Annotated in this window: 18 protein-coding genes; 14 read left to right on the forward strand and 4 right to left on the reverse strand. The window is 42.0% G+C overall.

The window, feature by feature from the left end:
• The first annotated feature begins 9 nt into the window (after nt 1-9).
• The 14 genes from KIS77_21510 (at nt 10) to KIS77_21575 (ending at nt 18420) form a co-directional block, all read left to right on the forward strand.
• On the forward strand, nt 10-714 hold the full coding sequence (locus tag KIS77_21510) for a GNAT family N-acetyltransferase (protein ID MCW5924912.1): 705 nt from the start codon (nt 10-12) through the stop codon (nt 712-714).
• Between the two features lie 159 nt (nt 715-873).
• On the forward strand, nt 874-2790 hold the full coding sequence (locus tag KIS77_21515) for a DUF4365 domain-containing protein (GenBank protein MCW5924913.1): 1917 nt from the start codon (nt 874-876) through the stop codon (nt 2788-2790).
• Between the two features lie 334 nt (nt 2791-3124).
• Nucleotides 3125-3718 carry a hypothetical protein gene (locus KIS77_21520; protein ID MCW5924914.1) on the forward strand — a complete coding sequence of 198 codons (594 nt, stop codon included), beginning with the start codon at nt 3125-3127 and terminating at the stop codon, nt 3716-3718.
• 526 nt (nt 3719-4244) lie between these two features.
• Nucleotides 4245-4850: a hypothetical protein gene (locus KIS77_21525; GenBank protein MCW5924915.1), complete on the forward strand. Its 606-nt coding sequence runs from the start codon at nt 4245-4247 to the stop codon at nt 4848-4850.
• 399 nt (nt 4851-5249) lie between these two features.
• Nucleotides 5250-5975 (forward strand): hypothetical protein, encoded by a 726-nt coding sequence (locus KIS77_21530; protein ID MCW5924916.1) that lies wholly within the window; start codon nt 5250-5252, stop codon nt 5973-5975.
• 601 nt (nt 5976-6576) lie between these two features.
• Complete coding sequence (locus tag KIS77_21535) at nt 6577-7923, forward strand: sigma-54-dependent Fis family transcriptional regulator (protein ID MCW5924917.1); 1347 nt, start codon at nt 6577-6579, stop codon at nt 7921-7923.
• Nucleotides 7924-8174: 251 nt separating this feature from the next.
• On the forward strand, nt 8175-8252 hold the full coding sequence (gene kdpF, locus KIS77_21540) for a K(+)-transporting ATPase subunit F (GenBank protein MCW5924918.1): 78 nt from the start codon (nt 8175-8177) through the stop codon (nt 8250-8252).
• A 123-nt stretch (nt 8253-8375) separates the two neighbouring features.
• A complete protein-coding gene (gene kdpA / locus KIS77_21545) occupies nt 8376-10079 on the forward strand; it encodes a potassium-transporting ATPase subunit KdpA (protein MCW5924919.1) in 1704 nt (567 codons plus the stop codon).
• An 8-nt stretch (nt 10080-10087) separates the two neighbouring features.
• Nucleotides 10088-12097, forward strand: coding sequence for a potassium-transporting ATPase subunit KdpB (gene kdpB / locus KIS77_21550; GenBank protein ID MCW5924920.1), 2010 nt, complete (start codon nt 10088-10090; stop codon nt 12095-12097).
• Between the two features lie 12 nt (nt 12098-12109).
• Nucleotides 12110-12661: a K(+)-transporting ATPase subunit C gene (locus tag KIS77_21555; protein ID MCW5924921.1), complete on the forward strand. Its 552-nt coding sequence runs from the start codon at nt 12110-12112 to the stop codon at nt 12659-12661.
• A gap of 5 nt (nt 12662-12666) precedes the next feature.
• Nucleotides 12667-13743 (forward strand): porin, encoded by a 1077-nt coding sequence (locus tag KIS77_21560; GenBank protein MCW5924922.1) that lies wholly within the window; start codon nt 12667-12669, stop codon nt 13741-13743.
• On the forward strand, nt 13744-14868 hold the full coding sequence (locus tag KIS77_21565) for a universal stress protein (protein ID MCW5924923.1): 1125 nt from the start codon (nt 13744-13746) through the stop codon (nt 14866-14868).
• An 80-nt stretch (nt 14869-14948) separates the two neighbouring features.
• Nucleotides 14949-16676 carry a HAMP domain-containing protein gene (locus KIS77_21570; protein MCW5924924.1) on the forward strand — a complete coding sequence of 576 codons (1728 nt, stop codon included), beginning with the start codon at nt 14949-14951 and terminating at the stop codon, nt 16674-16676.
• A 343-nt stretch (nt 16677-17019) separates the two neighbouring features.
• Nucleotides 17020-18420, forward strand: a complete 1401-nt coding sequence (locus KIS77_21575) for an IS66 family transposase (protein ID MCW5924925.1) — start codon at nt 17020-17022, stop codon at nt 18418-18420.
• On the opposite strand, the gene KIS77_21580 is transcribed toward KIS77_21575, so the two are convergent.
• From KIS77_21580 to KIS77_21595, 4 genes are all read right to left on the reverse strand, one after another.
• Entirely contained in the window at nt 18352-18666 is a 315-nt protein-coding gene (locus KIS77_21580) for a hypothetical protein (protein ID MCW5924926.1), read from the reverse strand. The genes KIS77_21575 and KIS77_21580 overlap by 69 nt on opposite strands.
• 62 nt (nt 18667-18728) lie before the next feature.
• Nucleotides 18729-20510 (reverse strand): PKD domain-containing protein, encoded by a 1782-nt coding sequence (locus KIS77_21585; protein MCW5924927.1) that lies wholly within the window; start codon nt 20508-20510, stop codon nt 18729-18731.
• 62 nt (nt 20511-20572) lie between these two features.
• On the reverse strand, nt 20573-21334 hold the full coding sequence (locus KIS77_21590; GenBank protein ID MCW5924928.1) for a T9SS type A sorting domain-containing protein: 762 nt from the start codon (nt 21332-21334) through the stop codon (nt 20573-20575).
• Nucleotides 21335-21754: 420 nt separating this feature from the next.
• Nucleotides 21755-22249: a hypothetical protein gene (locus tag KIS77_21595; GenBank protein ID MCW5924929.1), complete on the reverse strand. Its 495-nt coding sequence runs from the start codon at nt 22247-22249 to the stop codon at nt 21755-21757.
• Between the last annotated feature and the right edge of the window lie 473 nt (nt 22250-22722).

The raw sequence follows: 22722 nt of genomic DNA on the forward strand, positions 1-22722 counted from the left end.
TGCGCATATTTGAGAGTTGCGCCGCAATCCCTTCGGGATTGCGGCGCAACGCCCGCTCCGCTTTCGCGGACAGCCGTACGCCGCCCCTTCGGGACTGCGTACAACTGTCCGCTTGGCAAAATCCAAAAAAATTTTTTTCGCTTCGCGAAATTTTTTTGGACTTCGCCAAGCGGAGCGGGCGTTAGCGGTCAGGCAACGAACGACATCAACGCAAAGGAAGAAATGACAATTAAGAACGAAAATATAACTTTTGACAAACTTGACAGAAACGACAAAATACCTTATGACCTTTTGTTGCTTGCAGACCCATCAAAATACTTAATTGACGAATACTTAAAACAGTCAGACGTATTTACCGCAAGACAAAATAACGAAACGATTGGTGTTATAGTTTTATTTCCATTGACAACAGAAACAGTTGAAATAAAAAATGTTGCTGTAAAACCAGAATTTCAAGGAAAAGGAATTGGCAGTTATTTGATAGAAAATGTTGTGAAAGTTGCTTCGTCTAACAGACAAAAAAGTATTTGCATCGGGACAGCAAATTCAAGTGTCGGACAACTTTATTTGTATCAGAAACTTGGCTTTGAAATAACTAACATAAAAAGACATTTTTTTACGGACAACTATGCTGAACCGATTTACGAAAATGGTATTCAGGCAAAACATATGTTGGTGCTGACAAGACAACTAAATGACAAACGAAAAAACTAAGAGGACAAATGCCCGAACCGCTAACATCGTATTGGCGATAGGCGGGCTGAACGGCTTCGTATCAACGGAAGTGCAAAATTCAACTTTCGTTCTTCGTATCAAGTTCAGTGCTAAAAATCCCGCCCATCGCCAATACGCGGCCCGTTATGCACTATTTTAATGAAACGACCAACTCAACATATTACCGAGACAATTTCTCAAAGAATTTTTGAGAATCTAATTCCTGTAGAATGGGTAGTTCGTGAAATTAAGCCAGACTACGGAATAGATTACTTGATTGAAGTCTTTAAATCAGGAAAGTCGACAGGAATAACTTTTTTTGTTCAACTTAAAGGCAGTGAACAAGAAATTAAAAATGACATATTTGAAAAGCAATTTGAGATTGATAACTTAAAGTACTATTCATCATTGTCGCTTCCAGTATTAATAGTATGTGTTTCAACCAAAACGAAACAGACTTGGGGTATTTGGGCAAACAAACTGATTAAATCTCTCAACTTAAAACCCAAACAAGAAACGATAAAACTAAACCTAGGTATAGACAATCTTATAAACGCAGAATATTTCAATGCAATTGAAGACGTACTAAAAGTTTCCTCAAGATATGGTCTAAAAATTAATACTGACTCTGATTTAGGCGCTATTTTAAGTAGTAACATAGCTAATTTCATTAGTCATTTTTACCAAGACACATTTGAACTTAACAATGCCTATTTACCCAATCATTATAATTTAAGTTTCTTTACAAGAGATGCAAAACATTTTTTTACGGTAGATGGACCTTTTTTCAATAAGGAGATTGAAATTGATAGTATCGAAATTGAAGACCCATTACTTCATAGACCATTTTTTAACGAAAATGACATTAACATAGCAAATGCTAAAATTCTTAAATTGCTTGTTGTAGCATTTGCAAGAGAAAATTTGAACGGGAGCTTAAACTTATTGAAAAAGTTAATAGAAAATGACTATTTCAGTTCAGTTGATGATGCAATGAATTTTGACCCTTTAGGAATATTAAAATCTTCAATTCATCAAAATTTACTTTATCAGTTCAATGAAAATGTAAAGTCATTAATAAAAAAGGGGCATTATGATGCTTTTTTATTTTTTGACTTATCATATTTTGCACTAAATCAAAATCATAAGGATTTAATTCAATTGCGAACTGAGAATTTAAAATTTGCAATTGACCAAACTACCGAATATCCCGTCAAGGGCACTTGCTTCTACAATTTAGGCAATATTGAGAAAGGTTTATTTAACACAGAAACAGCAATTTCTCACTATTTCAAAGCAAGAAAATTTCACCCAGATTATTTGAATAGAAAACATTGGTGGAGAGAATTGGCAGGTCTCCTGTTTACAAAGGGACATTTCAGATACGCAGAACTATTTTATAAAAAATCAATTGACCTAGTCGAAGAAAACATACCTGAAAGGTATTTTAGACTTGAAATGAATTTACCAAATCAGGAATCTATTATTTACGCACTTATTGGTGATTGTCTCCTTTTTCAATGTAAGTTATCTGAAGCAAAAAGTTGGTTTACCAAGTTTTTTCAAAATCAAAATTCACTTAATACCGAGTGGGTGTTAAAAGACCAAATGTTAGATAGGTTTATTGAGTTAGGATTTGACGATATAAAAATTGATAGAAAATCCTCGTTGGAAATCTGTGAACAAGCACTAAATCTAAAAGACTTTAAACAGCAAATTATTGAATTTAAAAAGGCAATAAAATTAAACCCTGTAAATGGTTTAGCTTGGTTTAATCTTGGTGTTGCAGAAGATAAGGAGAAAAACTTTCAAGATGCATTTTATGCGTTTTTAAATACAGGACTTCTTCAAGATGGCGACAAAGAAGCCCAGTTTAATGCACTACTAATAGCTTTCACTCAAGAGCAGGACATTTTGTTTGTACTTTTGTTACAGTATATTTTAGAAAAACACGGTGAACTTGTAATAAATGACCTGTCAGATTATTTTATGAACAAACCTTTTCCATTCGAAGCAAAAAAAATGATAATTGAAGGTATAGTAAAAATGACAAAAGAAATGAAAAACAGTGCATAACAGCCGTTTGCCGCAAGTGGCGGTGACGTGTAAAATTTAAAGTTTGTGCTTCTATTCAGCTTCAGTGCAGGTTGACAGTTTAGTGCTCCTAAATCGCCACCTGCGGCAAGCGGCAAAACGTTGGTGGCAATGTTAGACGACCACACAGTCCCGACAGTTTGTAAAGTCATCGGTGGACTGTCCACTTGCGGACTTTTACGGACTGACTGTTTTAAATCAAAATTTTTCCTTCTATTTTTAGTTGGTGTAGGTGGACAGTCCTTCGTTGACTTTTAGAAAAAAAATTATCACGACAGACAATCACCTAACACGACCAAACAACATTTTGCAAACAATGACTGAAAAACAAATAGAGAGAGTAAAAACAAAAATTAAAAAGATTAAAGCGGCTCTTGCGGCTGACAAAAAACGATGGGGCGGATTTTATGATGACAGCCGTGGACTTCGTTACGCTCCTCCCCGACTTTACATTCAAATTGACGACTTTTCGGGCGGACTGAGATATATGAATTGGTTTAACAAAAACTTTCCGGACGACAGTTGCTACCCAGACTTTTTATTCGAGTGGACAATCATACTTTTTAAAACCGGCAGACTAAAAGAAGCAGAGACAAAAGCGTTTCAGACTTTTTGCCGCAACACGTATTTGTTCGACAAATTTTTCAATAAAGACATAATTCCAATTGACAAGTGGGAAGGTTCAAATCTTGAAGTAGCAGAGTTTATAAAAAGTTCGTTTGACTACATTCATTCGCAAGACAACTTGACTGACTTTTCAGAGTGGTTAAACAACTTCATAAAGACAGAAAAATTTGTTCAACAAAGCAACAAACTGATTGACATTAACAAACGACTTAAAAACGAGAAAGACAGCGAAACAAGATGGTATTTAATACAACAGGCAGACCAATTGGAGAAAGAGTTTTAACGGACGAACAGAAAGAAACACAGCCACCAACATCGGTTTGCCGCAAGCGGGGGTGCAGTGCTTCGGTTGACAGTTTTTTCGTATAATTGAAGTGCGGTTTTCCAAATGAACGGTAGTGCTAAAAAGCCCCGCCTGCGGCAAGCCGAAAACCGTTGCGCCGCAATCCCGAAGGGATTGCGGCGCAACGCCCGCTCCGCTTTCGCGGACAGCCGTACGCCGCCCCTTCGGGACTGCGTACAACTGTCCGCTTGGCAAAATCCAAAAAAATTTTTTTCGCTTCGCGAAATTTTTTTGGACTTCGCCAAGCGGAGCGGGCGTTACCAGCAATGTTAGACGACCACACAATCACGAAAATTTGTAAAGTCATCGGTGGACTGTCCACTACTCGACTTCGACTTGACTTTGACACAAGCTCAAAGGTTTGTGCTTCGTATCAACTTTTGTCGGTGGACAGTCCTTCGCTGACTTTTATAGAAAAAATTATTACGGACAGACAATCACCTAACACGACTGGCAACGCTTGGCAATGAAAAGAAAAGGACTACTTATAGCGACCATAGTTTTCTTCCTGACAGTAAACACATCTTACTTTTGGGAGGCACGACTTGGACTATTTGCATTCCCGACTTTTTTCATTCTCATTGGCTACTTTTTGACTTTATCGGTATTGCTTCTAATACAGTTTTTTGTTGCCCTAAAAGAGAAGTTTGATGACAAGCAACGCTTAGTGCTTATCGGGACAATGACTTTTGTTCTTGCGACATCATTTCTGTTTCCAAGCGGACTAATAAACTTTGCGACCTTTGAGGGAGACAACTTACTCATTGCACAGAGAGAAGGTGCTGCAAACTGCATGACAACTTTAAAACTTAAAACAAACAACACATTTACCGAAACAAATGTTTGCTTTGGAGTTACACAGACAACAGGAAACTACTCTTTTAAAAACGACACCGTATTTTTTGGAAACGTATCATTGGGCAGACACGAAGACGACTTTTTTAAGTTTGCAGTAATTAAAAAAAGAGAAACATCAAACAGCAAATATTTGGGCGACATCATTAGGTATAGAGACCATTCGGACACGACAGGTATTGCGTTATGGATAACAAAAAACGAGCTGACTAAATGACGACAGAAAGAAACACTGCTGGTAACAAGGGGTTTGCGATAGCGGGGGTTCCGTGCTTCGCAGACAGTTTTGTGCAAGGTGGAAGTTCAGTTCTCCGAACAAAGTTTAGTGCTAAAACTCCCCGCCATCGCAAACCCCCGAAACGTTGCGCCGCAATCCCTTCGGGATTGCGGCGCAACGCCCGCTCCGCTTTCGCGGACAGCCGTACGCCGCCCCTTCGGGACTGCGTACAACTGTCCGCTTGGCAAAATCCAAAAAAATTTTTTTCGCTTCGCGAAATTTTTTTGGACTTCGCCAAGCGGAGCGGGCGTTGTAGGCAATTTAAAGACACCATTTCGATGCCTGTTCGATTTTCAAAAATTCGAACTCGGTATTTAAAACAGATAGCTTTTAATTTATATGGATATACTTTCAAAAACTGACTCATGGACACACAAAAGACGTTATGATCATTTCTTCTTTTCAGTCATGGCTTTGCTTTTGCTTGCTACATTTTTTACTGGCTTTGCTTCATCTTACTATCTAGCAGGCATGACAAATGCACCGCTGCCAGATAAAACTATTCACATACATGCAATCGTATTCACCACTTGGATGCTGCTATTTGTTGGCCAGGTTTCGCTAACATCTATAAATAAAGTCAACGTTCATCGCAGATTAGGAATCATTGGTTTTGTATTTACGCTTGCAATGGTTATAACGGGGCTTATGGCTAGTGTGGATGCTCTAAAGCGAACTATTGCCCCAGGTGTTGACGAATTGTTGTTTATGATAAACATCACTATGTCACTCGGTTTTGCTGCTTTTATAGCAGCGGCATATAGAATGAGAAACACTCCTGATGTACATAAGCGACTTATACTTATGGCCAATATTGCTCTTGTTTTTGCAGGACTCATTCGTTGGCCAGTTGATTTACTTTACCACAATATTCCTTTTGCAGCAAGGGCTTCTTATCTTTTCTTGCTTCCATTAGTGTTTTATGATTTATGGAGTATGCGCAAAATTCATCGTGTTACTCTTTGGTCAGGCATATTGCTCATTTTTGTTTTTGAACTTCGATTTATAGTTGCCAAAACAATAGCTTGGCTCGACTTTGTAGCATGGATTAAACTGCACTTTTAATTGGAGATTGTAAATGCTATTGGTACACATCAATTCATAAACTGCCTACAACAGCCGTTTTGCAAAAGCGGGGGTTTCGTGCTTATATGACAGTGAAGTGCTAAATTCGAGCATTGTGCATCTAATGAAGTTTAGTGCTAAAAATCCCCGCCTTCGCAAAGGAAAACCGTTTTTTTTTTTTTCCCCCCCCCCCCCCCCGGGGGGGGGGCCCCCCCCACGCCCGCTCCGCTTTCGCGGACAGCCGTACGCCGCCCCTTCGGGACTGCGTACGGCTGTCCGCGAAAGCGGAGCGGGCGTTAGGTGCAAGCGTAAAAAAGACCTTGACAACATCAAAAAGACCGTTGGACAGGACAACAATTTGACTTGACCGGTGGACTGAAAAAAGAAACATCGATGGACAACTTTACCGACACACAAAGCCGACCCTTCTGTATTTTTTATTTCCCCACCGCACATTTTTTATTTTTTGAAGCCCACCGCACAAATGGCACATTTGCAAAACCGCACAAGCCCAACCCACAGCCCAAGTTTTGCAAAAGAGCCATTTTTTGCCAACGCACCCGGTAATAATGATAACTTTGTACATTAAAAGGACGAGAATATTTTGAGAAGAATTTTAATCATAGATGACGAAGAAAAACTTAGAAACCTGCTGACAAGAATAATCAGCTTGGAAGGGTTTGAAGTACTGCAAGCGGGCGACTGTAAAACTGCCCTAAAGAAATTGGAGCAGAATGATATTGATGTAGTGCTTTGCGATGTGAAGTTGCCTGACGGCAACGGTGTAGAACTTGCCAAAAAAATCAAAGACAAATTTCAAATACCTGAAATCATCCTACTGACCGCTTACGGCAATATTCCTGACGGTGTACAAGCCATCAAAAACGGAGCTTTTGACTACATCACCAAAGGCGATGACAACAACAAAATTATTCCTTTGCTCTATCGGGCATTAGAAAAGGTTGATTTAGCCAAAAGAGTACAACAACTTGAAAAGCAACTTGGCGACAAACATTCCTTTGACAAGATTATCGGAAAGTCCAAAACAATACAAAAAGCCATTGACTTAGCTCAAAAAGTGGCTGTTACTGATACAACAGTTCTGCTCACTGGTGAGACAGGCACAGGAAAAGAAGTATTTGCCCAAGCCATTCATCAAGCAAGTCCGAGAAACAAACAAAATTTTGTGGCGATAAACTGCTCTGCTTTTAGCAAGGAGTTATTGGAAAGCGAAATGTTCGGACACAAAGCAGGAGCATTTACCGGAGCCACCAAAGACCAAAAAGGACTTTTTGAAGAAGCAAACAACGGAACGATTTTCTTAGATGAAATCGGTGAAATGTCTTTGGAATTGCAAGCCAAACTTTTAAGGGTTTTAGAAACTGGTGAGTACATTCGTGTGGGAGAAACAAAGCCCACGAAAATAAATGTTCGCATTATTGCGGCTACTCACAGAGACTTACAATCTGAAATTGAACAGGGGCATTTCAGGGAAGATTTATTTTATCGTATTTCCACTTTTCAAATTCATTTGCCGCCACTAAGAGAAAGGGTGATTGACATTGAAGCCATCACCAATCATTTTATCAATATTTCATCCATCAAAACCAATAAGAAGATTAAAGCTGTTTCACCTGATTTTTACGAAGCACTTAAACAACACTATTGGAAAGGAAATATTCGTGAACTGAAAAATGTAATTGAACGCTGTATAATTCTTTGCGATAATGAACTGACGGTTGAGCATTTACCAATTGAATTACAAAAAACTGACAACGCAAGTACAAAAGGCAAAACGCTTTCTGCATTTGAATTGGCGAGTGCCGAAAAACTGCATATCCAAAAAGTATTGAACTATACCAACGGCAACAAAACCAAAACTGCCGAACTTTTAGGAATAGCCCTAACAACGCTTTACAGGAAATTGTCAGAATACGGGTTGGAGTAGTAAACCCTTTCAAAACGCTATGATTGACCCTTTCAAAACGAAAGGGTTTTTTGTTTCTGATTTTCCTCCAAAATACACCAATCTGTTTATTATCAACGTTTTATGGGCGACATGCCAAAATTGGACTGTTAGTTGAAATGCATTAAGCAAATCAAAAAGTAACATGACAACAGTATTACTCATCGGAACAGGCATTGTGATTTATGCCTTATTGTTTAAATCCATTAACTGGTTTGAAAAAATCTAACACTATGGCAGCATTATTCATCATCGCAATTGCAGTATTCGGCTATATGTGCTACGTGCTGCTTAAACCTGAAAAATTTTAATCGTGAAATGGCAAAAGGTAAAATATGTACTCATAGTTATAGCGGCTTGGCTTATTGTTATCTCGCTTTTGTACATCGTTTATCTCAAAGCCAAATTCTTATTTAACATTTAACAAAAGAAAAATGAACACAGAAATACTTGGCGTAATCCTAATGTATGCGACTGTGGTTGCTTTGGCAATCCCATTAGGTCGTTATATCGGGAAGATTTTCAATTATGAAAATACTTGGCTCGATAAAATCTTTAATCCGCTTGACAAACTCTTTTTCAAGTTAAGCGGCATTGACCCAACCAAGGAAATGAATTGGAAACAGCATTTAGTAGCATTGCTCACCATAAACGTTGTTTGGTTTGTTCTCTCCATGTTAGTGCTTACCAATATGAGTTGGTTGCCACTTAACCCTGATGCAAATCCTTCTATGAGTGCTGATTTAGCATTCAATACTTCGGTGAGCTTTGTAACCAATACCAACTTGCAACACTATTCAGGCGAAACAGGCTTATCGTATTTAGGACAATTGATTTTGATGCTTTGGCAATTTATCAGTGCAGGTACCGGTATTGCCATTTGTGCAGTTGTTTTCATGGCAATGAAAGAACGTACTTCCGAAACCTTGGGGAACTTCTATTCATTCTTTGTAAGAGCCTGCACAAGAATTTTACTGCCTTTGGCTTTGGTGGTTGCTTCTCTGTTAGCTTTTAACGGTACACCCATGACTTTTGAAGGGAAAGACACCATTACAACTTTAGAAGGAGAAAAACAAGAAATTAGCCGTGGGCCTGTAGCGGCATTTGTTGCCATCAAACAACTTGGAACAAACGGTGGAGGATTTTATGGGCCTAACTCCACTAATCCGATGGAAAACCCAAGTTACTTTACCAATATCGTTGAAACGATTTCGATTTTCCTAATTCCTATGGCAATGGTTTTTGCAATGGGTTATGTGCTGAAAAGAAGAAAATTAGCATGGACAATTTTCGGAGTAATGACACTTGGTTTTTTATTGCTGCTCATTCCTTCTATCTATTTTGAAATGAACGGAAATACGGCTATTACTCAAATGGGTGTTCAGCAAAATATGGGAAGCATGGAAGGCAAAGAAGTTCGATTTGGTTCGGCAGCTTCGGCTTATTGGGCAATCAATACAACCTGCACCAGCAACGGTTCGGTAAACGCTATGCATGACAGCATGACTCCTTTAACCGGTATGTTCGCCTTGTTGGGCATGATGATCAATTGCTTTTATGGTGGTGTGGGTGTAGGCTTTTTAAACTTCTACATTTTCATCATTCTGGCAGTCTTCATAAGCGGTTTAATGGTGGGAAGAACGCCTGAATTTTTGGGTAAGAAAATTGAAGCCAAAGAAATGAAAATTGCTATGGTGATTGCCTTGCTGCATCCGTTTTTGATTTTAGTAGGAACAGCTCTTTCAAGTTTTTTATATGCAGGTAATCCAACTGAGTATGCAGCTTGGCTCAACAATCCAGGCTATCATGGATTTAGTGAAATGCTCTATGAATTTACTTCAGCCAGTGCTAACAACGGAAGCGGTTTTGAAGGATTGGGAGACAATACACCATTTTGGAATATCGCTTGTGGTTTGGTGATGTTATTAGCTCGATACCTGCCTATCATAGGCCCTGTTGCCATTGCAGGAATTTTGGCAAGCAAAAAATACATTCCTGAAAGCAGTGGAACACTCAAAACAGACACTTCAACCTTTGGCTTAATGGTGTTTGCGGTAATTGCGATTGTTGCTGCATTGGCATTTTTCCCTGCCTTGACATTAGGCCCGATTGCAGAATATTTCTCAATGATTAAATAATTCAGAAAATGACAAAAAATACATCGCTATTTCAAAAAGACTTAATGCAAGAAGCATTCAAGCAGTCGTTCGTGAAATTAAATCCGAAAATCATGTTCCGCAATCCTGTAATGTTTACAGTTGAAATAGGGACAGCAGTTATGTTCTTTGTTTGTATTTGGATATTGCTTGGAGAACAAACGCAAGGCAGTTTTGCCTATAACTTCATTGTGTTTTTAGTGCTTTTGCTCACTTTGTTGTTTGCAAACTTTGCAGAAGCAATAGCCGAAGCAAGGGGAAAAGCACAAGCAGACAGTTTACGCAAAACAAGAGAAGAAACTCCGGCTAAATTGAAAAGTGGTGAAACCGTTTCATCATCCCAACTAAAAAAAGGTGATTTATTCGTTTGCGAAGCAGGAGACATCATTCCAATGGATGGAGAAATTGTGGAAGGCTTGGCAACTATTGATGAAAGTGCCATTACAGGAGAAAGTGCCCCGGTAATTCGTGAAGCAGGTGGCGATAAAAGTTCCGTAACAGGTGGTACAAAAGTGCTATCCGATAGAATAACCGTAAAAGTAAATACCGAACAAGGCGAAAGTTTTTTGGATAAAATGATTGCTTTGGTAGAAGGTGCAAGCAGACAAAAGACACCCAACGAAATTGCATTAACCATTCTCTTAGCAGGTTTTACTTTGGTATTCATTATTGTTACAGTTACGCTAAAACCTTTTGCAGATTATGCAAACACTCCAATCACCATTGCCGCTTTCATTTCATTATTTGTTTGCTTAATTCCCACAACTATTGGCGGTTTACTTTCTGCTATTGGCATAGCCGGAATGGACAGAGCTTTACGGGCTAATGTAATTACCAAAAGTGGTAAAGCAGTAGAAACAGCAGGTGATATTGATGTTTTGCTGTTAGACAAAACAGGAACGATTACAATTGGCAATCGAAAAGCTACCAATTTTTATCCAGCCAACGGAATTGATGAAAAGCACTTTGTTAAATGTGTAGTGCTAAGTTCGATGAGTGATGAAACACCCGAAGGAAAATCCATCATCGAATTAGCTAAAGTAAATCCGCTGAGTTTTAAAATTGAAAATCCACGTTTCATAAAGTTTACAGCCGAGACGAGAAGCAGCGGAATTGATTTTGAAAATACAAGAATTAGAAAAGGAGCTTCTGATGCTATCAAAAATCTATCAGAAAACGCAGGAAATAGTTTTCCTGCTGAAACAGCCGAGCAAGTTAAAATCATTTCAAGTAATGGTGGTACGCCTTTAGTAGTTTCTGAAAACGAAAAGGTAATTGGGGTAATTGAGTTGCAAGACATCATTAAACCAGGTATTCAGGAACGTTTTGAACGTTTGCGAAAAATGGGAATTAAAACCGTGATGGTTACAGGTGATAATCCACTGACAGCAAAATTTATAGCTGAAAAAGCAGGCGTTGATGATTTTATTGCTGAAGCCAAGCCCGAAGACAAAATGAATTATATCAAAAAAGAACAGGCAGAAGGGCGTTTGGTGGCCATGATGGGTGACGGCACCAATGATGCACCTGCACTGGCTCAGGCAGATGTGGGCGTAGCAATGAACAGCGGAACTCAAGCAGCCAAAGAAGCTGGTAATATGGTGGATTTGGACAACGACCCTACCAAATTGATTGAAGTGGTTGAAATCGGTAAACAACTTTTAATGACAAGGGGCACACTCACCACTTTCAGTATAGCCAATGATGTGGCGAAATACTTTGCCATCATTCCTGCACTTTTCATAGTCGCTATTCCATCATTGCAAGGGTTGAATATTATGAATTTGCATAGCCCCGAAAGTGCCATTCTTTCAGCCGTAATTTTCAATGCCATCATCATTCCAATGCTTATTCCATTGGCGTTGAAAGGTGTTGAGTATAAACCCATCGGTGCAAGTGCATTGCTTCGCAGGAACTTGCTTATTTATGGTCTTGGTGGTGTAATCATTCCATTTATCGGTATTAAAGCTATTGACCTTTTAGTTTCATTATTCATCTAAAAAATTAAGACAATGAGAAATAATCTAATACCAGCCATTCGCTTGACACTCGTTTGTTTATTGTTCTTTTGTGGCATCTACACACTTGCTGTATTTGGCATTTCAAAACTTGCACCTGAGAATAGTTCTTTTAAGAAAAGCAAATCAGGTTTCTATGAAAATGTCGGACAAAGTTTTACCAGCGACAAATACTTTAATTCCCGACCTTCCGCAGTAGGATACAATGCAGCAGGTTCAGGTGGAAGTAATAAAGGGCCATCAAATTCTGACTACTTAGATGAAGTACAAGCACGAATAGACACTTTTTTAGTACACAATCCCGACATAAAAAAGGATGATATACCTTCTGATTTAGTAACTGCAAGCGGCAGCGGAATTGACCCCAATATTTCCGTTCAGGCTGCAAAAGTGCAAGTAAAACGGATAGCAAAAGTTCGCAATATCAGCGAAACAACTATCAATCAAATCATTGAACAACAAACAGAAAAACCCTTGCTTGGCTTATTTGGTACCGAGAAAATCAATGTACTGAAATTGAACCTTGCATTGGATGATTTAAAATAAACAAGATGAAAAAGACCTTTTTAGCAATACTATCAATTATCGCATTGAACAGTTTTGCACAAACCGACAGCACAAAAAATCCAATTTCAATAAGTGGCTACATTGAAACCTATTATAGTTATGATTTTGCCAATCCATCAGATCATAACCGCCCTGGTTTTGTGTACTCACACAACAGACACAATGAAGTAAATCTGAATTTAGGTTTCATAAAGGCTGCTTATGCAACCGATAAAGTAAGAGCCAATTTGGCTCTGATGGCAGGAACTTATGCCAACGCAAACCTTGCAGCCGAACCCGGAGTTTTGAAAAATATATTTGAAGCTAATGCAGGAATAAAAATATCAAAGAAGAAAAACTTGTGGGTAGATGCGGGTATATTTGCATCACATATTGGTTTTGAAAGTGCAATCGGAAAAGACTGTTGGAATTTAACAAGAAGTATTTTGGCTGATAACTCGCCCTATTACGAAAGTGGCGTTAAAGTATCATACACCACCGACAATGATAAGTGGTTTTTAAGCGGATTAATTTTGAACGGTTGGCAACGCATCCAAAGAGTAAACGGCAACAATACGCCTGCATTTGGACATCAACTTACATTCAAACCCAATTCAAAAGTTACATTAAATAGCAGTTCATTTGTGGGTAGCGACACTCCGGACAGCACAAGGCAAATGCGATACTTTCATAATTTCTACGGCCAATTTCAATTAACTGAAAAATTTGGGATGATACTTGGCTTTGACATCGGAGCACAACAAAAGAATAAAAACAGTAACGACTACAATACTTGGTATTCGCCTGTTTTAATAGTGAAATATGCACCTTCTGAAAAGATTAGTATCGCTGCACGGGGTGAATATTACTCTGACGCTAATGGTGTAATTATTAGCACAGGAACACTCAATGGATTTCAAACCTACGGCTATTCATTAAACCTTGACTACCAAATTATAAATAATGTGGTTTGGAGAATTGAAGGCAGGGGCTTTACAAGTAAGGATAAAATATTTACCTTAAACGACAATCAAAGTTCTCAAAATTATTTTCTGACAACTGCATTAGCAATTTCGTTTTAAATGAGTGATAAAGATAAAACTGTTCAGCATTTTCTTGACCTGATTAAAAAGTCAAGACGTGGAAAGTTTAAAGTTTACATTGGAATGAGTGCGGGTGTAGGCAAAACTTTCCGCATGTTGCAGGAAGCCCGAACATTGCTCAAAAATGGCATTGATGTGAAGATTGGTTTTATTGAAACCCACAACAGAAAAGAAACCCACGAACTTTTAGAAGGCCTGCCTATCATCCCCCGTAGGAAACTATTTTACAAGGGCAAGGAATTGGAAGAAATGGACGTTCAGGCAATTATCAATCTTCGCCCCGAAGTGGTCATCGTTGACGAGTTAGCACATACCAATATAGAAGGCAGCAAAAACGAAAAACGTTGGCAGGATGTTTTAGACATTCTTTCGGCAGGCATCAATGTAATCTCAGCAATTAATATTCAACACATTGAGAGTTTGAATGAAGAAGTAAAAGAAATTACAGGAGTCGAAGTAAAAGAAAGAGTTCCTGATAGTGTATTGGCTCAGGCAGATGAAGTTGTAAATATTGACTTAACCGCTGATGAATTAATTACCAGATTGAAGGAAGGTAAAATATACCAAGCCGAAAAAATTGAGACAGCACTTCAAAACTTCTTTAAAAGCGACCATATTCTACAACTTAGAGAACTTGCATTAAAAGAAGTCGCTTCACAGGTTGAAAGAAAGGTGGAAACTGAAGTAACCAAACCAAATACGCTAAAACATGAACGATTTTTGGCTTGCATAAGTAGCAATGAAAAAACGGCAAAAACAGTAATTCGCAAAACGGCTCGATTGGCAAATTACTATCATAGCAAATGGTATGTTTTATACGTCCAAACTCCCAACGAAAGTCCCGACAAAATTCCACTTGACAAACAACGGCACTTAATCAACAACTTTAAACTGGCAACTGAATTGGGAGCAGAAATAATCAAAGTAGAAAGCAACACAGTTTCGAAAGCAATAATTGAACAAGCAACCGAACGAAAAATAACAACAATATGCGTTGGTAAGCCACACTTAAATTTGTTGAAAATTATTTTGGCAACAAACGTATTTAATGAACTTCTTAAAAAACTTTCTTCAAACGATATTGATTTAGTTATATTAAGCTAAAAAATGAGACCATTTGGGAAATAGGTAAATAAAGTCTTAATGAATCTCAACTTCTTAATGGTTTAAACATAAATGAAACTATGCGTATTAAAACAAAACTGACTTTGGGTGTAGGTCTTTTGTTCCTGCTAATAATTCTGCTAAGTATCGTTGGTGCTAAATACATCAATGAATTGAAAGCCGATACCGAAAATATTCTAGTGGCAAATTACAACTCCTTAGAATATAGCCGAAACATGCTCCTTGCTTTGGACGAAAGTTCAGAAAAAGCATTGCATAAATTTGACATTAATCTCCAAAATCAGGAGAAAAACATCACGGAAATTGGAGAAAAAGAAACCACTTCAGAAATCAGAAACAACTTTGAACAATATAAATCAAACAAATTTGATAGCTCATTTCAAGCCAGCATCAGGAAAGATATTTTTCGTCTCATGGATATGAACATGCAGGCTATACAGCGAAAAAGTGAAGTTGCTAAAGCAACTGCGGATAAGGCAGTATTTTGGATAGCCATTACCGGAACAATGTGCTTTTTAATAGCTTTTGTTTTGTTGGTTAATCTACCTTCAAACATTGCCAATCCAATAAAAGAACTTACTGAAAGTATTAAGCAAATTGCAGCAAAAAACTATTCCGAAAGGGTACATTTTGAAAGCCACAGCGAGTTTGGACAATTGGCAAAGTCGTTCAATACAATGGCTGAAAAATTAGAAGAATACAACAATAGTAACTTGGCAAAATTGATGATGGAAAAGCGAAGAATTGAAGCCCTCATCAACAATATGCATGATCCTGTAATTGGGCTAGATGAAAACTTAAAAGTCATTTTTGCTAATGAAGAAGCTATAAAAATATCGGGGGTAACGCATACTGAATTGATTGGCAAATTGGCTCAGGAATTGGCTGTCAAAAACGACTTAATTCGTTCTCTTATTCAAGACCTAATGATTGGTGAAACGGACAACGGACATAAACAAGAACCTATCAAAATATTTTCAGAAAATAAAGAAAGCTATTTTGAAAAAGAAACCTTGCATATCTCAATTACGCCAACAGGCGAAGCAAATTCAAGATTAGTAGGTCATGTAATTTTCTTGCGAAATGTAACCACATACAAGGAATTAGATTTTGCCAAGACAAATTTTATTGCAACTGTTTCGCATGAGTTAAAAACCCCTATTTCTTCCATTAAAATGAGTTTGCAATTGTTGGAAAACGAACAAATTGGAAAGCTGAACGATGAACAAAAAAATCTCATTGACAGCATAAAAGATGATGCAAGCCGACTATTGAGAATAACAGGAGAACTGCTAAACATGACACAGGTTGAAAGCGGTAATATCCAACTTTCGATTTTACCATCAGACCCAAAAGAAATATTATTATATGCCATCAATGCTACAAAAACACAGGCAGACCAAAAACAGATAAATTTTGAGATTAATTGTCCTGACAACATTTCCAAAATTCAGGCCGACAACGAAAAAACAGCTTGGGTATTAACTAATCTAATTTCTAATGCAATCAGATATTCATACGACAACGCAACTATTTATTTGGCAATTCAGCAGACATCCAATCAAGTTCAAATTTCTGTTAGGGACACTGGACAAGGCATAGCACCACAGTACAAAGACAAAATTTTTGACCGTTACTTTCGAGTGCCCGGGACAAAAAATGAAGGCACAGGACTTGGACTAGCCATAAGCAAAGAATTTATAGAAGCTCAAAGCGGACGAATTACTGTTGATAGTGAATTTGGAGCAGGAAGTACGTTTACTTTGACACTTAACAAAGCAATATAAGACATCAACGCACACTTGCAAGCACATTGCCAAAGCCGCACAAGCCAAAGCACAAACCAAAGCTTTGTCAAAGAACTTGCAAGTCGCCAACCACAGACAAAAACTTAAAAAAATCCCTACCTTCTGAAATAAAAAATACTCCAATGCACAAGCCGACAGATAAGTTATTCGACATATTTATAACATAGAATAAGTCCATAACATACTGACAAACAAGCGACTGAAAAGAACGCCAGCACCTAACAGCAGTTTTGCGTAATGGGGGTTAACGTGTAAATATTGTAAAAACTTAGGCATACAACCCAATTCAATGTAAAACTGTTTTAGCGAACAAATCCGGTTGATGGAGTTATCGAATGACATATCGGTATTGAAGGATTTGGTCACGGCCTTGCTTGCGAAGGTGGAGGCACTGGAATCCGAGAACGCCGCCCTTCGGGCGGAGAATGCCGAATTGCGTTCGCGCCTGAAGTTGAACAGCAAGAACAGTCACAAGCCGCCGTCGTCAGATGGTTTGTCCAAGAAACCGGGCCTTCCCAAAGAGCCGCCCAAAAAGAGCGGCGGCCAGTTTGGGCACAAAGGCAAGACGCTCAAGATGGTGGACAAGGCGGACCACGTTGTGGTGCACCATGCTCCGTGCTGCCCCTGCTGCTCGAGGGTTTTTTCCCCTGCCGACGTGGTTGAGGTGGTTCAAAAGCGCCAGGTGTTCGATATTCCCACACCCCGCATGGAGGTCACGGAGCACCAGTTGGGCGTGGCGGTCTGTTGTGGCAGGCAGCATTGGGGCAGTTTTCCGCCCGAGGTAGGCCAGCCTGTGCAGTACGGTTCCCGGATCAAGGCCCTGAGCGTCCTGTTGAACAACGACTACAAACTGCCGCTGGAGAAAATCGAGCAACTCATGGGCGACCTGTGGGGCTGTTCGTTCAACGAAAGCACCGCCCTGACGGCCAACGCTGGCATGTGCCAAGCCCTCGAGCCGATTGAGGAACAAATCAAAACGGCGGTTTTGGCCTCCGATGTGGTTCATTTTGATGAAACGGGCATGCGGGTGGAGAAAAAACTCCACTGGTTCCATGTCGCCTCCACCGCGTGGTTCACCTACCTGTTCGTCCATAAAAAACGGGGCAGGGAGGCGCTGGAGAGCGAGGGTTCGCTGCTCAAGGATTTTCAGAGCCGAGCCGTGCACGACTGCTGGGAGCCTTATTTCGGCTTCAAGCAGTGCCAACATGCGCTGTGCGGCGCCCACCTGCTGCGCGAACTGACCCACCTGATGGAAAACGGCTCCAAATGGGCAACCCAGATGCACCGGTTCCTGCTCGACCTTTATCGTGACAGCCAAAAAGCGCTCGCCATCGTGGCCGACAGGCAGTGTTGGGAGCGGGAGTTCCGGCATATCTGCCAGTTGGCCGACCGGGAAGAACCGCCGCCCAAGCAGGGCAAGAGAGGCAAGCCCAAGAACTCAAAAGGCCGAAACCTGCTCAACCGCCTGCTCGAACACCAGGACAGGTGGCTTGCCTTTGCCTTTGTCGAAGGCGTCCCGTTTTCCAACAATCAGGCCGAGCGCGACATCCGCTGCCTGAAAACCAAGCAGAAGGTGGCCACCAATTTCCAGACCTTCAAAGGTGCGCAGCACCATGCGCGCATCCAATCCTTCACCTCAACCCTTCGCAAACATTCAATGAACGTGTTCCAGAACCTGATTCATGCTTTTGATAGAAATCCTATCGTCTTTCAGGCTGGCTAAGTTTTTACCAAACGCAAACAACTCGCCGTCCTCATGCGAAAAAGCGGAGTTGTTCTGCGGGAAATCTATGTCCTTCATCACCGAACTGCTGTCAATCTGCAAACTGCCGTCGGAAAAAGTCAGGATACTGTGGCCGTAAATGTCACCAAACCCGGGATAGCCCAGCACCCAGGTATTGTCGTGCAGTTGGGAGAAGAGGTGTAGAGGGAGCAGCAAGCCGACTATGGCAAAAAATATCGCTTTCATGTTCAAAAACAAAAAAGCCTGCTCGTGGCGCGGTAATGCCACGAGCAGGAGTGAGGAAAATTTTAGCGCGAAATCACAAACTTGACGGGCTGAAACGTTTGCCCGGCAGTACTGACCAAACAGAAATAAACGCCCGGCGCAAGCCTCGAAGCATCGAGCGCGAGGTTGCCGTCGGCGGTGGCGAGGCTGCGCTCCAGCATCGTCCGCCCCGAAATATCGGCGACGCGCAGGCGCACTTCCTGCTCCGCTTCCATGCCCGGCAGGTACAGTTGGAGCCGTCCGTCGGTCGGGTTGGGCCACAGCAGCACCTGCGCCGTTTGCCGTGCCGGGTCGCTGGTAGCCGACACGCCGAGGTACAGCGTCTTGCAGTGCGTGTCCGAGCCGTATTGATTGCTTACGGTAAGGCGCACCTGATACACGTCCGGCTTGGGAAACTGATGCGTCGGGTGCCGCTCCGTGCTGCCCGCCGACCCATCGCCAAAGTCCCACGACCAACTGGCCGGTTCGTAGTACGACAAGTCGGTGAACGCCACGGCGAGTGCGTCGAGGGTGTCCTGCTCGTAGCGGTACCATGCCTTAGGGTGGTTGTTCAGTCCCAGCGTGTCGCAGGGCGAGCCGTCCAAGGGGCCGAGGCGGTAGTTGGGGAAGTTGGGCACGGAGAAATCGTTGTACTTGTATAGTTGGATGCCGCGCTGTTGGTATTGGCAGTCCATGCCCTCCTCGTCGGGGCGGTGGATGACGTGCAGGTAGCGGGTGCCGTTGGTGGCGGAGGAGTAGATTTTGCCGTCAGGGGCGAGTTGCATCATGTAGAAGGTGACCTGGAAGGGATCGGTGAAGCCGTCATAGACAGCCACTACCTTGCGGCTGGCGGGGATGTCGGCGGCATGGAGGTCGTATTGAAAGGCGGTGTCGCGTTTGTTGTTGTATAGGTAGCGGGAATTTGGGGAGATGGCAACGCCGCCATAGTCCCCTTTCCCTTCAATTCGAATTTGATTTGTCAGATAACCAGTACATCTGTCAAAATCAAAAATGTCTAAATGTGAGCCAATCGTATCAAAAGAAAATGCGCTATAAGCTGCATATCTTTGTCCATCTGGACTAAAAACGCTACTCCCTGCACCATTTCGAATAATCTTTTCTACTTCAGACAAGCCCAAATTATGAATACCACTAGGGTCTATCAAAATTCGATAATAAAGGCTGCTATTTCTTTGGAACGCTAACACCCACCAATCTCTCCCATTTGCGTGGCGGACTGTGTGCAATTTTCCTAATGTTAAAGTGTCATGAACAACAGGTATCTTTCGATTGACGACCTTTCCCAGTTCATTATTTCCCTTCATGTCAATTAATGCAGCAGTAACATCAAATGATACTCTGTCCGTCACAAAATTGTTGTTGTTTAGAAGATACCTGTTACTCATATAAAGTAATATAAGGCTGTCTTCATGACCGGGATATCGCAAAAAAACTGACCCTTGCACCAGAAAATCAAAGGATAGATAATACCCGGAAGCGAAATCAATCTCTTCGTGCATATCCCCGCCATTTTCCACATCCTGTACAAAAGTCTTGTTTCGGATATGCAATCCATTAAAAAATGCAAACAATTCGCCGTTCTCATCAGAAAAGGCTGAGTTGTTTTGAGGAAACTCCATATCATTCATCACTGAACTGCTATCAATCTGCAAACTGCCGTCGGTGAAGGTCAGGATGCTGTGGCCAAGAGTGGGGTCATATCCTCCAAGTGCTGGGTAGCCTAGTATCCAGGTATTGTCGTGCAGTTGGGAGAAGAGGTGTAGAGGGAGCAGCAAGCCGACTATGGCAAAAAATATCACTTTCATGTTCAAAAACAAAAAAGCCTGCTCGTGGCGCGGTAATGCCACGAGCAGGAGTGAGGAAAATTTTAGCGCGAAATCACAAACTTGACGGGCTGAAACGTTTGCCCGGCAGTACTGACCAAACAGAAATAAACGCCCGGCGCAAGCCTCGAAGCATCGAGCGCGAGGTTGCCGTCGGCGGTGGCGAGGCTGCGCTCCAGCATCGTCCGCCCCGAAATATCGGCGACGCGCAGGCGCACTTCCTGCCCCGCTTCCATGCCCGGCAGGAACAGTTGGAGCCGCCCGTCGGTCGGGTTGGGCCACAGCAGCACCCTGTCAGAAAGGGGTTTCGGTGTTGCTTTTGCGGAACGCTCGTCAGCAATGGCGCACAAATCAAAGTCGTCGAAATGCTTTTGTTCCTTCATTTGATACAGCGCGCGGGCCATGCACACCGCGCTGCCGCCCGCCAGTGGGCATTGTTGCGCGATGGGCGAGACAACGTCAAACTGGGCTTCGGTCAGTTGCGCCGCGCCCGCCGCAGTCACTTCCAGATAGATTCGAAGCGCGTCCTTGCGATTGCTTTGCAGCACATTGTTGGCCGGGAGCGCCGTCACGGTCGGCAGGGCGTTCAAGGCCCTGACCCGGCGGAGCGAGTCCATCAGGTGCTGTTTTTCAACCGCCACGGCTGTGTGGGGCACGAGTCTTGCCCGTACCGACTGCGACTGCCAGTAAATATCGAGGCTGTCCGAGCGGGTGCTGCGTTCGTGCGCACGAGAAAAAAATGCGAGTTCATGACAAATGTCGGCAAGCCTACATAAAGAAGCAATAGGGCGCAGAAAACTTAACATGGGAAGCGAGCGTCGGCACGGCACGTCTGCTGCCGTTTACTTGCAGTGTCCGACCGCTACATCTTGAAAAGCCGCCGTTTTCTGCTTTTTGCCCAAAATGGCATGAGGGGGCATTTCGCGCACCCATGCCAAGCGCACGAACAAGAACGCTATTCCAGCATGAAGCGGAATAGCGCGTCTTGTGCGCGATAGCAGTGCATTGTGCACTCTGAACAGGTATGGAAGCACTTGTGTGTCTTCCGCAATAAAGCGTGCTCAGGCGAGCGTTCAGGAGAGTATATGCGGGCGGGGGCCCCCTGCACCACGAGGATTATGAAGACGCGGAAAATGGACGACAGCCCTATTCCCCGCAGAAACTATACTTCGCTCCGTTAGGTTTTGGGTATGGCTAAAAGCGCAATCTGTTCAAAATCAGGGACATCAATCAAAGTCATCTGACAAATCCTTGCGAATCAAGGTATAAGATGCTCCTTGAGCGAAGTGAAGGCGCAAATGCATGCCCAAATCTTCGACGAGATGAAGTCCTGCTGGCAACATGTTGACTTTTAGGTCAAGCGCGGCGACGACGGCTGGCGGGATGGGGCATGGCTCGGGCATTTCGAGGATTCCGTGACGGAGGTGCCGCCGCATCAGGTTGGCACAAAGCCACTCGCGGCGAAAAATCAGGGAAACGCCTTTGCCGTCGTTCCAAGCAGTAAGCACGGCGTGGGCATGACTACAGCTCGTTCGCTTGGCTTGCAAACCCGGTTGATGGTTTTTTGCGACTATTTTGCAGATGCCATTGCCGCCGCAATTGGAGCTCGGCGAGCCGAACATAACTTCACATTGCAGGGACAACGGCTCCTTGCGGACCGTTTGGGGCGAGAACAGCGGATGCGTCGCCGTGAGTTTTATGGTTTGGGTATTTTGATTCATAATCTGATTGTGTCCTGAATTTATGCCTTGATTTGCTAGGATTTGTTAGATGAACATGCTCGCTCTCCTTGATTTTTAGCAGATTGTGCTTTTAGCCATGCCCAAAAATTGGCGGTGCGAGGAATAATTGAAAGGAGATGACCTCAAATAATCGAACTTTCTCTCAAAACATTTGGCCCTACACTCCCATTACGTCAATCACAATGATATTCCCGTTTCCGTCTTGGCAGGTAGCCATTTCTCCAGTGAGGAACAATAAAATCCACCCGAGTGGTAAAGTCCAAGTAGCCATGATGCTGAATTAGTTAGTTAACACGCCAAAGGTATCCGCACGGCGAGGGGACGGTTTAGGACAGAAATCAAGGGTTCATCCCCCAGTTGTTTCGGCTTCTTTTTTCGCGCCGATGGAAAGTTTTGGCCTGATTATCAATCACTTGATGAAACGGAAAAATCTCCAAAACTTGGCTTGACAC

It is taken from the genome of Saprospiraceae bacterium, from assembly GCA_026129545.1.
Taxonomy (GTDB): domain Bacteria; phylum Bacteroidota; class Bacteroidia; order Chitinophagales; family Saprospiraceae; genus M3007.